Annotated in this window: 11 protein-coding genes; 7 read left to right on the plus strand and 4 right to left on the minus strand. The window is 64.6% G+C overall.

Features of this window, described 5'->3' with window-relative positions:
* Positions 1-305: 305 nt before the first annotated feature.
* Positions 306-1,283 carry an AAA family ATPase gene (locus tag AC1RQK_RS40010; RefSeq protein ID WP_492815138.1) on the plus strand — a complete coding sequence of 326 codons (978 nt, stop codon included), beginning with the start codon at positions 306-308 and terminating at the stop codon, positions 1,281-1,283.
* Positions 1,283-3,004 carry a cobaltochelatase CobT-related protein gene (locus AC1RQK_RS40015; protein ID WP_492815153.1) on the plus strand — a complete coding sequence of 574 codons (1,722 nt, stop codon included), beginning with the start codon at positions 1,283-1,285 and terminating at the stop codon, positions 3,002-3,004. The genes AC1RQK_RS40010 and AC1RQK_RS40015 overlap by 1 nt, the downstream gene beginning before the upstream one ends.
* Positions 3,005-3,113: 109 nt before the next feature.
* Here AC1RQK_RS40015 and AC1RQK_RS40020 read toward each other — a convergent pair whose 3' ends face one another.
* Positions 3,114-4,037, minus strand: a complete 924-nt coding sequence (locus tag AC1RQK_RS40020) for a LysR family transcriptional regulator (protein WP_492376438.1) — start codon at positions 4,035-4,037, stop codon at positions 3,114-3,116.
* A gap of 147 nt (positions 4,038-4,184) precedes the next feature.
* Here AC1RQK_RS40020 and AC1RQK_RS40025 point away from each other — a divergent pair, with 147 nt between their 5' ends.
* The 5 genes from AC1RQK_RS40025 (at position 4,185) to pyk (ending at position 10,566) form a co-directional block, all read left to right on the plus strand.
* Entirely contained in the window at positions 4,185-5,261 is a 1,077-nt protein-coding gene (locus AC1RQK_RS40025; RefSeq protein ID WP_492376439.1) for a tartrate dehydrogenase, read from the plus strand.
* A 127-nt stretch (positions 5,262-5,388) separates the two neighbouring features.
* Complete coding sequence (locus tag AC1RQK_RS40030) at positions 5,389-6,357, plus strand: tripartite tricarboxylate transporter substrate binding protein (RefSeq protein WP_492376440.1); 969 nt, start codon at positions 5,389-5,391, stop codon at positions 6,355-6,357.
* Positions 6,358-6,450: 93 nt separating this feature from the next.
* Positions 6,451-7,809, plus strand: coding sequence for a dicarboxylate/amino acid:cation symporter (locus AC1RQK_RS40035; protein WP_492815141.1), 1,359 nt, complete (start codon positions 6,451-6,453; stop codon positions 7,807-7,809).
* Positions 7,810-7,836: 27 nt separating this feature from the next.
* Positions 7,837-9,132 (plus strand): glycerate kinase type-2 family protein, encoded by a 1,296-nt coding sequence (locus AC1RQK_RS40040; protein WP_492815143.1) that lies wholly within the window; start codon positions 7,837-7,839, stop codon positions 9,130-9,132.
* 3 nt (positions 9,133-9,135) lie between these two features.
* Positions 9,136-10,566 carry a pyruvate kinase gene (gene pyk, locus AC1RQK_RS40045; RefSeq protein WP_492815145.1) on the plus strand — a complete coding sequence of 477 codons (1,431 nt, stop codon included), beginning with the start codon at positions 9,136-9,138 and terminating at the stop codon, positions 10,564-10,566.
* A gap of 126 nt (positions 10,567-10,692) precedes the next feature.
* Here pyk and AC1RQK_RS40050 read toward each other — a convergent pair whose 3' ends face one another.
* From AC1RQK_RS40050 to AC1RQK_RS40060, 3 genes are all read right to left on the minus strand, one after another.
* Positions 10,693-11,694, minus strand: a complete 1,002-nt coding sequence (locus AC1RQK_RS40050) for a transketolase family protein (RefSeq protein WP_492815147.1) — start codon at positions 11,692-11,694, stop codon at positions 10,693-10,695.
* Entirely contained in the window at positions 11,691-12,536 is an 846-nt protein-coding gene (locus tag AC1RQK_RS40055) for a transketolase (protein ID WP_492815149.1), read from the minus strand. Before AC1RQK_RS40055 ends, AC1RQK_RS40050 begins: the two co-directional genes overlap by 4 nt.
* Positions 12,537-12,580: 44 nt before the next feature.
* Positions 12,581-13,134, minus strand: a 554-nt coding sequence (locus AC1RQK_RS40060) for an MFS transporter (RefSeq protein WP_492815151.1), incomplete at its 5' end; no start/stop codon positions are given.

A 13,134-nucleotide genomic window follows, 5' to 3' on the forward strand; every position in this document is an offset into this window, starting at 1 on the left:
CATGTCGGTGACGCCATTGGCGGCCAGGGTCTCGACAAAGGCTTCCGACGGGGTCATCTCCTGCGGGCCGGTGGTGGCGGGCAGCGCGGTGGTCTTGAGGGCTTCAGGCAGGTGTTCGCTCATGGTGTGTCTCCGGTATGGTTGTCAAAACGGAACTAATCGTCCTGAAAAATGTAATTTACAGAAATGTAGGACGCATAAAGTCGAAGGTCAATAGGTGAAACCAATAAACGAGATGATTTGTATCTAAAAACGAAACTGCTCTATCATGGCCGAAAGGGCGGCGCCCAAAGGAGACCAACGTGATGGATATCGTGACTGGCAAACCGGACAAGATGGTCGCGGCGCGCGCCCTGTTTGGCATCGACTCTGGCCTGATGGTGCCGGCATTCAGCGAGCGCGACGATCATGTGCCGGAGATCGACGAGGCCTACCGCTTCAACCCCGAAGTGACGCTGGCGATTCTGGCCGGCTTCACGCGGGATCGCCGCGTGATGGTGCAGGGCCTGCACGGCACCGGCAAATCCACCCATATCGAGCAGGTGGCGGCGCGCCTGAACTGGCCTTGCGTGCGTGTGAACCTGGACGGCCATATCAGCCGGCTAGACCTGGTCGGCAAGGACGCCATCGTGGTGCGCGACGGCCGCCAGGTCACCGAGTTCCAGGAAGGCATCGTGCCGTGGGCGCTGCAGCGCCCGGTGGCGCTGATCTTCGACGAGTACGATGCGGGCCGCCCCGATGTGATGTTCGTGATCCAGCGCATGCTGGAGCGCGACGGCAAGTTCACGCTACTGGACCAGAACCGCGTGATCCATCCGCATCCGGCGTTCCGCATGTTCGCCACCACCAACACCGTGGGGCTTGGCAACCTGAACGGCCTGTACCACGGCACCCAGATGCTGAACCACGCGCAGATGGACCGATGGAACGTGGTCGCCACGCTCAACTACCTGCCGCGCGCGGAAGAGGCCGGCATCGTGCTGGCGCGCGTGCCGGAGCTGGCGGACGACGCCGGCCGCGCGCTGATCGCATCGATGGTGAGCGTGGCCGAGCTCACGCGCAAGGGCTTTGCCACGGGAGACCTGTCCACGCTGATGTCGCCGCGCACGGTGATCAGCTGGGCGGAAAACTGCCAGATCTTCCGCGATCCGGCGCTGGCGTTCCGGCTGAGCTTTCTCAATAAATGCGACGACGCCGAACGCCCGATCGTGGGCGAGTACTTCCAGCGCTGTTTTGGCCGGGAAGTGGAAGCCGCGCTCGGCGAGGCGCCGCAACCGTGCTGATGCCGCCGCCCCGGCAGGCAAGCCGCCGCGGCCAGCAGCGCGAGGCCCTGTGCGCGGCGGTGGTGCGCGCGCTCACGGGCGACCGCGCGCTGCATTATCGCGACGGCCGCCTGTGCCGCGACCTGCGGCCGCTGCCGCTGCATGCGCCGCACCTGCGCACCGACCCGCAGGCGGACGATTTTGCCTGCCTGCGCGGCGCGGCGGATGGGGCGGCACTACGGCTTGCGCATTCGGACGCGGATCTGCACAAGCAGTTGTGCCCGGCGGATCCGGTGGAAAGGCTGGTGTTCGAGCTGTTGGAACAACTGCGCTGCGAGTCGCAACTGCCAGCCGGCATGCCGGGCGTCGCGCAGAACCTGCGCCACCGCTTTGCGGCCTGGTCCCGCGACTTCCATCGCAGCGGCCTGGCCGAGAGCCACCTTGGCATCCTGCTGTACACCGTGGCGCAGATCGCGTGGTCGCGCCTGTCGGGCTGGCCGGTGCTGGAAGACACCGAAGACCTGATCGAAGCCACGCGCGCGGCCATCGTGCCGGTGCTCGGCGTGCCGCTGGCGGGCCTGCGCCGGCACCGCGCGGAGCAGGGCGCGTTTGCGATCCATGCCCTCGAACTGGCACGGCTGGTGGGCGAGATGCTGCGCGCCACCCGCACGCACGGGATGCAAGCCGATGAGCAAGAGGCCGAAGACAACGAAGCCGTGCGCGTGGCGTTCTCACTGGCGCTCGGGTGCGAGGATGATGAGCTCGAGGCCATGGCCATGGCGGCCACAGGCAACAGCCGCGTGCTGCATGCGTGCGGCCAAGGCTACCGCGCCTACACCACGCGCTACGACCGGGAGATCGCCCCCGGCACGCTGGTGCGCAAGGACCTGCTGGCGGAGTACCGCGAACGCCTCGACCGGCGCATCGCCGAACAAGGCATCAACGTGGCAAGGCTGGCACGCGCGCTGACGGCATCGTTCGCCGTGCCGCAGCGCGATGGCTGGTCCTTCGGCGAGGAAGACGGCCGCCTCGATGGCCGGCGCCTCGCGCAGCTGGTCACCTCGCCGGCCGAGCGCCGTCTGTTTCGGCAAGAGCGGCACCGGCTGCAGGCGGACTGCGCGGTGAGCTTTTTGATCGATTGCTCGGGCTCGATGAAAGCGCATATCGAGCAGGTAGCCATGATGGTCGACATCCTCACGCGCGCGCTCGACCAGGCCGGCGTGGCCAGCGAGGTGCTGGGCTTTACCACCGGCGCGTGGAATGGCGGCCGCGCCCGGCTCGACTGGCTGGCCCGCGGCCGGCCCGCGCATCCCGGGCGGCTGAATGAAGCCTGCCACATGGTGTTCAAGGACGCCGCCACGAGCTGGCGGCGTGCGCGCGCCAACATCGCCGCGCTGTTCAAGGCCGACCTGTTCCGCGAAGGCGTGGACGGGGAGGCAGTCGACTGGGCGTGCGCGCGGCTGCTCGCGCGTGCCGAAACCCGCCGCATCCTGATCGTGGTGTCCGACGGCAGCCCGATGGACAGCGCCACGGGGCACGCCAACGATGCGTTCTACCTGGACAACCACCTGAAGGAAGTGGTGGCGCGCAACGAGACACTGCGCGACGTGGAGGTGCTGGGGCTTGGCGTGGGGCTGGACCTCAGCCCGTACTACCGCCGCTGCCTGGCGCTGGACTTGTCGGTGCCGATGGATATGCCGGTGTTTGGGGAGCTTGTGCGGTGGATTGGGGGGCGGCGATGAGGGGCCTTCTCACCGCTCCCGCCGCTTTGCCCTTCCGGGCGGCTACGGGCAGGCCATCTTCGTCGTGCCGGCGCCGGCCTCGTCGCCAGGCTGTTTATGCTTACCAAGATTACCAAGATGAGGTACCCCCACGTGCCCTAAGCAGTTTCCCTTCAAAGTGCGCAACGAGAAAGTCGAGGAACGCCCGGACCTTGGCCGACATGTTCAGCCGCTCCGGAAAGACGGCAAATATGTCGGCTGGTGGTAGGGCATAGTCTTCGAGCAGCAAGACCAGGCGGCCACTTCGGAGGTACTTGGCAAGGTCCCATTCCGCGCGCTGCAAGATCCCTTGCCCGGCCAAGCCCCAAGTCAGCGTCACTTCGCCGTCATTGCTGCTCAGGGCGCCGCGTACCTTTACCGTTTCCGTCTTCTTCCCCTTGGCGAAGCGCCAGATGCCATAGGCAGAGTCGTTCTGGCGCAGCACGATGCATTGATGCTGCGTCAGATCGTGCGGCGTGACCGGCGTGCCGTGGGTTTTCAGATACGAGGGCGCGGCGCAGACCAAACGCCGGTTGTCGGCGATCTTCCGCGCCATCAGGCGCGTGTCCGGGATCTCGCCGAACCGGATCCCTATGTCAAATCCCTCATCGCCCAGGTTCATTGGCCTGTCCGTCAGATGGAGTTGCACCTCCATCTGTGGATATCGCTTGGCGAAATCGGATATGGCGGGCGCAATGTAGGTGCGCCCGAACCCCAGCGGAGCGTTGACCCTCAGCGTCCCTCGCGGCGCCACATGGCTGCTGGAGATCAGCTGGTCGAGATCCTCGATCTCCGCGAGCAGGCGCCGGGCGTGCTCGAGGTAGACCTCCCCCTCGGCGGTCAGGCCAATGCGCCGCGTCGTCCGGTTCAGCAACCGCACCCCAAGCCGCTTCTCCATTTGAGCTAGCCGTTTACTGACGGCTGCGGGGGTGACGTCTTGCTCACGCGCTGCGGCCGACAGGCTGCCCGCCTTGGCCAGGCCGGCGAAGAAAGCAAGTTCCGAAGGCTGTCCCATCTTCAACCTCAAGTTAATATTAGTTTGAAATACAGTTCATCTTACTCCCTCGGTTTTCAACGATAGTTAGGTCACAGAAGGACGCCGGCATACCTGGCGGTGGAAAGCGGCCTTCGGTGTGTGGAAAACAACGAGAGGAGCAACGCGATGCGTGAATACAAGATTGCAGCCATCCCTGGCGATGGCATTGGCCCGGAAGTCATCTCTGCCGGTCTGCAAGTGCTGGAGACCCTGGCGGGGCAAGATGGCGGCTTCAAGCTGAGCGTCGAGCATTTCCCGTGGAGCTCCGACTACTATCTGGAGAAAGGCTACTACATCCCCGAAGGCGGGCTGGAGCGCCTGAAGCAGTTCGACGCCATCTTCTTTGGCGCGGTGGGCGCCCTGAACGTGCCCGATCACGTGTCGCTGTGGGGCCTGCGCCTACCCATCGCCCAGGGCTTCGACCAGTACGCCAACGTACGCCCCGCACGCGTACTGCCAGGGGTGAAGAGCCCGCTGGCCAATGGCAAGGACATCGACTGGGTCATCATCCGCGAGAACTCGGAAGGCGAGTATGCCGGCAACGGCGGTCGTACCCACCGTGGCCTGCCCATCGAGACCGGCACGGAAACCGCTGTCTTCACACGCGCCGGGGTCGAGCGGATCCACCGCTTCGCCTTCGAGATCGCGCAGAAGCGCCCCCGCAAACACCTCACCCTGGTGACCAAGTCGAACGCGCAACGCTTCGGCATGGTGATGTGGGACGAGATCTTCTATGAAGTCGCCAAGGACTATCCGGACGTCAAGGTTGACCGCGAACTGGTCGACGCCGTGACCACGCGCATGGTGTTGAAGCCCCATACGCTGGACGTAGTGGTCGCGACCAACCTGCACGCCGACATCCTGTCCGACCTGGCTGCGGCGCTGTCCGGCAGCCTCGGCATCGCACCGACCGCCAACCTGAACCCGGAACGCGTGTTTCCGTCGATGTTCGAACCGATCCACGGCTCCGCTTTCGACATCACGGGCAAGGGCGTGGCGAATCCCATCGCCACCTTCTGGACCGCGGCCATGATGCTCGAGCATCTGGGCGAGAAGCCCGCGGCGGACCGCTTGATGGCAGCCATCGAGCAGATCACCGCCAACGGTGTCTTCACCCCGGACCTGGGTGGCAATGCGACCACAGCGTCCGTCACCGAAGCCATTTGCAAGGTGCTGGTCAATCAGGTCAGGAAGGCGGCCTGAGGCTAAGCAGGAAGCGCGGCTCGCCGCGCCGCAGCAAACAGCTAGCGGGTTAGCACCGGCACAGGTGACCCGCACCGAGTTGGCCCCGGGTGGGCCAGCCAAGAAAGTATTCCATCAGGAGACAGGCATGCAATCCGTGATCCGGACTGCGGTGATAGCGTTCGGCCTCGTGCTCGGCGCCGGCACCGCTTTCGCCCAGGCATATCCCACCAAGCCGATTCGCCTCATTGTCCCGTTTCCCCCGGGGGGCACCACCGACGTCCTTGCCCGCACCGTGGGACAAAAGCTCACGCAGGCGCTGGGCCAGCCCGTCATTATCGAAAACCGGCCGGGCGCCGGTGCCACCATCGGAGCGGACGCCGCGGCAAAGTCTGCGCCAGATGGCTACACGCTGCTCATGGGGGCGGTGCATCACACCATCGCACCGAACGTCTACAAAAAGCTCTCCTACGACGTCCAAAAGGATCTGACGCCAGTCTCCGTCGTTGCCATCGTGCCGAACGTGCTCGTCGTCAGCCCAAGCTTCCCGGCCAGGAACGTGCAGGAACTGGTCGCTTATGCCAAGGCCAATCCCGGCAAGCTGACGTATGCGTCCAATGGCAACGGCACGGCCCATCACCTCATCGGCGAGCAATTCAAGGCACAGACCGGCACCCACATCGTCCACGTTCCCTACAAGGGAAGCGCCCCGGCTATCACGGACCTGTTGGGCGGCCAGGTATCGATGATGTTTGACACCGCGTCGTCCGCGCTGCCTTACATCAAGGCGGGCAAGCTCAAGCCGCTGGCGGTCGCCACGGCCAGGCGCTCTTCCGCACTGCCGGATGTGCCTACCCTTGCCGAATCCGGCTTGCCCGGCTTCGACGTCGCGTCCTGGTTCGGCATCCTTGCCCCTACCGGCACGCCGCCTGAGATCGTGAACCGGCTTAGCACTGAAATCACCAAGGCCCTGGCACTCCCCGATGTGAGGAAACAATTCGCTGCCATCGGCGCTGAGCCGGTCGGCAATACCCCGGCCCAGATGACGGCCCAGATCAAGGACGAAGTCACCCGCTTCGGCAAGCTCGTCAAAGAGGCGCGCGTAAGCATGGACTGACCAAGCGGCACGGCCGTCGCGAAGACGTCGGCCGCATTCAGTTGATGAAGGCAAGACAGGCAGCGCTGCAAGTGCGTCGCCACAGGAGACATCATGAAAAGGCGACTCATAAGCTCACTGTATGTCCAGGTGCTCATTGCCGTGGCGGCGGGCATCCTGCTGGGTATCTTCATGCCCCATATCGGCAGCGAGCTCAAGCCACTTGGGGATATCTTCATCCGCCTCATCAAGATGGTGTTTGCACCCATCATCTTCGCGACGGTCGTGCTCGGCATCGCCAAGATGGAGAGCATGAAGGATCTCGGCAGGGTAGGCTGGCGTGCCTTGCTGTACTTCGAAGTGCTGTCGACGTTTGCGCTGCTGCTCGGCGTCATCGTGGTCAACGTGGTACAGCCCGGTCATGGCATGAACGTCGACCCGGCGACGCTCGACACGAAGAGCATTGCCGCCTATACGGCACAGGTAAAGCACGAAGGCGTCATGGACTTCCTGCTCAACCTCGTGCCGATGAGCATTGTGGATGCGCTCGCCAAGAACGACATCCTGCAGATCCTCGTGTTCTCTGTATTCATGGGTGTGGCCCTGGCCCATCTGGGAGAGCGCGGCAAGCCCTTCGTCGCCGCCCTGGACGCGTTCGCCAATGCCATGTTCGCGATCGTCGGCATGATCATGCGTTTCGCGCCGGTTGCCGCGTTCGGCGCCATGTCATTCACGGTGGGCAAGTATGGCTTTGGCTCCATTGCATCGCTTGGCAAGCTGGTCGCCACCATGTATGGGACCTGCGCGCTGTTCGTGCTGATTGTGTTGGGTACGATTTGCCGCATCTGCGGATTTAGCCTGTTCAAATTCCTGAAGTACATCAAGGACGAAATCCTGACCGTGCTGGGAACGAGTTCATCGGAATCCGTCATTCCGCAGTTGATGCGCAAGCTGGAGAACGTCGGCGTGTCGAAGCCCGTCGTCGGGCTGGTGGTGCCGGCGGGCCTCACCTTCAACCCCGATGGCCAGTGCATCTACTACACCATGGCAGCGATCTTTATCGCACAGGCAACCAACACGCCATTGACACTCACCGACCAGTTCGTCGTGCTCGGTGTGCTGCTGCTGACTTCGAAGGGCTCCGCGGGCATCACCGGCTCGGGCTTCATCACGCTGGCGGCAACGCTCGCGTCGCTGGGGAAGATTCCGGTGGCGGGCATGGTTCTCCTGCTTGGGGTGGACCGCTTCATGTCGGAGGCGCGCGCCATCACCAACACCATCGGCAACGCGGTTGCGACCATGGCGATTGCCAAGTGGGTCGGCGCACTCGACGAGGACCGCGTCCAGCGCGTCCTCAATGGCGAAGCCGACCCGGAGGACCTGGAGCAACTCTACGAAGGTGTCGCGCCGGAACCCATCCCGCTGGTGCCGATGCAGCCGAACTATGCCGCCGGCGCCCGCAAGAGCGCCTGACACCAGAACGGAAACAGGTAGCGCATCGTGAAACACCTCACCATTGAAAACCCCCGTGCATTCCTGGCGTCGCTTTTCCGGACTGCGGTATCCGCGGCGGACCCGCAAGACTGCCTGGCGTGCGCATTACCCGAGCCGCCTGTCGGCCGCACCATCGTCGTCGGGGCCGGCAAGGCCGCCGCCAGCATGGCCCGCGCGCTGGAGCAGGCGTGGCCAGGCCCGCTCGCTGGCCTGGTTGTGACGCGGTACGGCCACGCCGCGCCGACCTCGCGCATCGAAGTCGTCGAAGCCGCGCATCCGATACCCGACGCGGCTGGCCAGCGTGCCGCGGTTCGCATGCTGGACATGGTCTCAGGGCTGTGCGAGGACGATCTGGTCATTTGCCTGATCTCCGGCGGCGGATCCTCGCTGCTTAGCCTTCCGTTGGCCGGCATAAGCCTGGAGGAAAAGCGCGCCGTCAACCAGGCGCTGCTGGCCAGCGGCGCGACCATCTCGGAGATGAACTGTGTGCGACGGCATCTCTCCGGCATTAAAGGCGGAAGGCTTGCCGCCGCGTGCCATCCGGCTCGCGTCGTGTCGCTGTTGATTTCAGACGTGCCCGGTGACGACCCGGTCAATATTGCATCCGGGCCAACCGTATGCGACGCGACCACATGCCAGGACGCGCTGGATATCGTCCGGCGCTACGGGATCCTGCTCCCGGCCAGCGCAGAGCGTCTGCTGGCGTCCGGCAGCGGGGAGTCCGTCAAGCCTGGCGACGAACGGCTCGCGCGCAGCGAGGTGCGCATGATCGCGACGCCTGCCATCTCCCTTGCCGCCGCAGCGCAGGCCGCCGCCGCCGCGGGCATCCAGCCCTATGTATTGGGCGATCGCATCGAAGGCGAGGCCGCCGCCGTCGGCAAGGTGATGGCCGGCATCGCCTTCCAGGCCGCGCAGGGAATGGAGCCATTCCGGCTTCCGTGCGTGCTCCTGTCAGGGGGCGAGACCACCGTCACGGTCAGAGGCGATGGCCGCGGCGGGCGCAATGTGGAATTCCTGCTTTCCCTGGCCATTGCGCTGGACGGCCACCCGAATGTCTTTGCGCTGGCCGCCGATACGGATGGCGTGGACGGCATCGAAGAGATCGCCGGCGCATACGCCGACCCCACGACACTCTCGCGCGCCTGGCAAAGGGAGATGGCGCCGCACACCTTTCTCGCCAATAACGACGGACACACCTTCTTCGAGGCGCTTGGCGATTCCATCGTCACGGGCCCCACGCTTACCAACGTCAACGACTTCCGTGCCTTGCTGATTACCAGCCCGGCCGGGAAAGGATGCTAGATCATGCGCCGCACTCGAAATGCCAAGATTGTCGCCACCGTCGGACCGGCCAGCAGCGATGCTGCAACCCTTCGCCGCCTGTTCATGGCCGGCGCCGACGTTTTCCGGCTGAATTTCAGTCACGGCACGCATGCCGACCACAAGGCACGCCTCAACCTCATCCGGGATCTGGAGACGGAGTTGGGACGGCCAATCGGCATCTTGCTGGACCTGCAAGGGCCAAAGCTGCGCGTGGGGCAGTTCGCGAACGGTCCCGTTACGCTCGTGCAAGGCCAGACGTTCCGGCTTGACATGGATAAGGACCGCCCGGGCGACGCGACCCGGGTTGCGCTGCCTCATCCCGAGATCTTCGCGGCGCTGAAAGCGCAGACGGACCTGTTGCTCGACGACGGGAAGCTCCGCCTCCGGGTAAGGGCATTTGGGCCGGACCATGCCGAGACCGAAGTGATCGACGGTGGGGTGCTGTCCGACCGCAAGGGCGTCAACGTGCCAGGCGTCGTGCTGCCGCTGTCGGCCTTGACCGCAAAGGACCGCGAAGACCTGGACTACGGCTTGTCGCTCGGGGTCGACTGGATCGCCTTGTCCTTTGTCCAGCGCGCCGAGGATATTCGCGAGATCAAGCAGATTGTCGGAAACCGGGCCAGCATCGTCGCCAAGCTTGAAAAGCCTGCGGCCATCGCCGAGTTGCATGCCATTGTTGCCGAGACCGACGCAGTGATGGTCGCGCGGGGCGATCTTGGCGTCGAAATGCCCGCCGAGCAGGTGCCGTCGATCCAGAAGCGCATCGTGCAGGCTTGCCGCAAAGCGGGCAAGCCCGTCATTGTCGCCACGCAGATGCTGGAATCCATGGTGAGCTCGCCGGTTCCGACGCGCGCCGAAGCTTCCGACGTTGCCACCGCCATCTACGATGGCGCGGACGCCGTCATGCTCTCCGCGGAGTCGGCCTCGGGGAAATACCCTGTCGAAGCGGTGCAGATGATGAACAGCATCATCGTGCAGACGGAGGCGGACCCGTATTACAGGGAGGTCATGGAGGCATCGCAGACCCCGCCGGAGCCGGACATCGCCAACGCCATCGGCAGCGCAATGCGCCGCGTGGCCGGGCTTCTCCACGTAGCCACCACCGTGGCTTACACAAGCTCGGGCTATTCCGCCATGCGCATGTCGCGCGAGCGTCCCGATGCCCCCATCATCGGCATGACCCCGAACCTGCATGCTGCGCGTGCCATGGCGCTCGTCTGGGGTGTCCATGCGGTCATCATCCATGAAGTGGAGAGCGTCACCGAGATGACGAACTATGCCTGCGACACTGCCGAGAGCGAGGGTTTTGCCACTTCAGGGCAAGTCATCGTGATCTCCGCGGGCATGCCCTTTGGCACGCCCGGCACGACCAACCTGCTTCGCATCGCAACAGTTGGCCAGCCGGCCGCCTGAAGACCCTCGGCACCCACGACATCAGTATTCGAGGCCCCACCAAGGGTGCTGTGGATTGAGGGGCGGTGAGTGGTTACCCCACCGCCGCCGGGCCGCGCGTGCTTGCCTGCGGCCCTTCGTTGCTCGTCAGCCTAGCCAGCCCTTGATGGTTGCCGCCATGACGTTGGCCGAGATGCCGTAGCGATCATGCAGCGTAGGCAGTGCGCCGGCGTCGAGGAACGCGTCCGGCAGGCCAATCTGCCGGAATGGCGCGCTGACGCCCGCGCGCATCAACGCTGCCGCCACGCCTTCGCCAAGACCACCGATCACCGTGTGGTTCTCGGCAACGACGACGAGCCGGCCGGAGCGCCTTGCCTCGCGCACGATGGTCTCGGTGTCCAGGGGCTTGATCGTCGGCACGTGCAGCACAGCCGCGCCGATGCGATCCGCCTCCAGCGCCTTGGCCACTTCGAGCGCGCGCATGGTCATGATGCCCGACGAGATCACGAGTACCTCCGCGCCGTCGCGCAGCAGCTTTGCCTTGCCAAGCTCAAAGCGATAGTCGTATTCGTCCAGCACCACGGGCACGTTGCCGCGCAGCAGCCGCGCATAGACTGGGCCGCGATGGGCCGCGATCGCCGGCACCATCTGCTCGATGTCCAGCGCGTCGCACGGATCGATGACGGTCATGTTCGGCATCGCGCGCATCAAGGCCAGGTCCTCGGCGGCCTGATGGCTTGGGCCGTAGCCTGTCGTCAGGCCGGGCAGCGCGCACACGATCTTCACATCCAGGTTGTCTTCGGCGATGGCCTGGTGCATGAAGTCATAGGCGCGGCGCGTGGCAAAGACCGCGTACGTGGTGACAAAGGGCTGTGCCCCCTCGTGCGCCAGGCCGGCGGCTGCGCCCATCAGCAGCTGCTCGGCCATGCCCATCTGGTAGTAGCGTCCCGGGAACGCCTTGGCAAAGAGATGCAGGTCGGTGTATTTGCCGAGGTCGGCCGTCATGCCGATCACGCCGGGCTTGTTGCGGGCCAGTTCCACCAGCGCATGTCCGAACGGGGCAGGGCGCGTCGCCTGGTCTTCTCCGGCAATCGAGGCGATCATCGCCGACGTCTTCAGTCTCGGCTTGGTCAAGGTTGCGTTGCTCATGCTTGTCTCCCGGCTTCCAGTGCTTCCAGCGCGAGCTGCCACTCGTGGGCGTCGACGCGGATAAAGTGGTTCTTCTCGCGTTGCTCCAGGAAAGGAACGCCGCAGCCCATGCGTGTATCGCAAACAATGATGCGGGGCTGCGCGCCCGGATGCGACCGCGCCGCATCGAACGCAGCCGCCACCGCCGCGATATCGTTGCCATCCACGCGCTGCGTGAACCAGCCGAACGCCTCCAGCTTTTCCACCAGCGGCTCGAACGCCATGATCTGCGTCGATGGCCCGTCGGCCTGCTGGTTGTTGACATCGACAATCGCGATCAGGTTGTCCAGCTTCCAGTGGCTGGCCGACATGATCCCTTCCCAGATCGCGCCTTCATCCAGTTCGCCATCGGAGAACAGCGTATAGACAAAGGCATCGGAGCCCTTGCGCTTGAGGCCCAGGCAGCGGCCAACCGCGATCGTCAGGCCTTGCCCCAGCGAGCCGCCGGACATCTCCATGCCAGGCGTGTAACTTGCCATGCCTGACATCGGCAGGCGGCTATCGTCGCTGCCATATGTCTCCAGCTCGTCCGCAGGCAGGATGCCTGCTTCGAACAACGCGGCATACAAGGCAATGGCGTAGTGCCCGTTGGACAGGAGGAAGCGATCTCGCCCCTCCCACTCTGGATCTTCCGGACGGTACTTCATGGCGCCGAAGTACGCGACGGCCAGGACGTCTGCAATGTCGAGCGCTTGCCCGATATAGCCCTGGCCCTGCACTTCGCCCATCAACAGGGCATTCCTGCGGATGCGATAGGCGTGCTCTGCCAATGGCACGGACGCTTCGGATGAGGATGAATGCATGTTCGTCTCCTGCGTGTATCTGATGGTCAAGGGAATGGGAAATCTCAGCGGTTGACTGCCTTCGCCGGGACAAGGAAGACAAGCAATGCGCCGAGCACGATGGCAACCGAGATGAAGATCAGGCCGGCCGTCGATTTCCCGGTCAGATCATTGAGCCAGCCGACGATGGCCGGGGAAAAGAACCCTGCGAGGTTGGCAACGCAGTTGACGGCGGCGATCCCGGCCGCTGCCGACATGCCACCCAGCAAAGCGGTGGGCAACGCCCAGAACTGCGACGACGACGTCAGGATGCCCGCCGCCGCGATGCTCAGGCAGACGAGCGACGCGCCGACGCCCCCAAGCAGAGGGAGCGTGGCAAAGCCCGCCGCCGCTACCAGCATCGGGATCGCCAGGTGCAGGCGCCGCTCGCGATGGTGGTCCGCGCTCATGCCGACCAGCGGCAACGCAACGATCGCGCACAGGTACGGCAAGGCGGTGAGGATGCCCACCCACAAAGGATCGGCGACACCAGCCTTCCTGACGATGGTCGGCAACCAGAACGTCAGGCCATACTGTCCGAGCACGACGCAGAAGTAGATGGCCGCCATCAGCCAGAGCC

This window comes from Cupriavidus sp. GW822-FHT02D05 (genome assembly GCF_058802485.1).

Excerpts from the sequence above, each read along its gene's own strand:
- AC1RQK_RS40020 (WP_492376438.1), bottom strand. The coding sequence starts at position 4,037 with ATGGGACAGCCTTCGGAACTTGCTTTCTTCGCCGGCCTGGCCAAGGCG.
- AC1RQK_RS40030 (WP_492376440.1), top strand. The coding sequence starts at position 5,389 with ATGCAATCCGTGATCCGGACTGCGGTGATAGCGTTCGGCCTCGTGCTC.
- AC1RQK_RS40010 (WP_492815138.1), top strand. The coding sequence starts at position 306 with ATGGATATCGTGACTGGCAAACCGGACAAGATGGTCGCGGCGCGCGCC.
- pyk (WP_492815145.1), top strand. The coding sequence starts at position 9,136 with ATGCGCCGCACTCGAAATGCCAAGATTGTCGCCACCGTCGGACCGGCC.
- AC1RQK_RS40050 (WP_492815147.1), bottom strand. The coding sequence starts at position 11,694 with ATGAGCAACGCAACCTTGACCAAGCCGAGACTGAAGACGTCGGCGATG.
- AC1RQK_RS40035 (WP_492815141.1), top strand. The coding sequence starts at position 6,451 with ATGAAAAGGCGACTCATAAGCTCACTGTATGTCCAGGTGCTCATTGCC.
- AC1RQK_RS40015 (WP_492815153.1), top strand. The coding sequence starts at position 1,283 with ATGCCGCCGCCCCGGCAGGCAAGCCGCCGCGGCCAGCAGCGCGAGGCC.
- AC1RQK_RS40025 (WP_492376439.1), top strand. The coding sequence starts at position 4,185 with ATGCGTGAATACAAGATTGCAGCCATCCCTGGCGATGGCATTGGCCCG.
- AC1RQK_RS40055 (WP_492815149.1), bottom strand. The coding sequence starts at position 12,536 with ATGCATTCATCCTCATCCGAAGCGTCCGTGCCATTGGCAGAGCACGCC.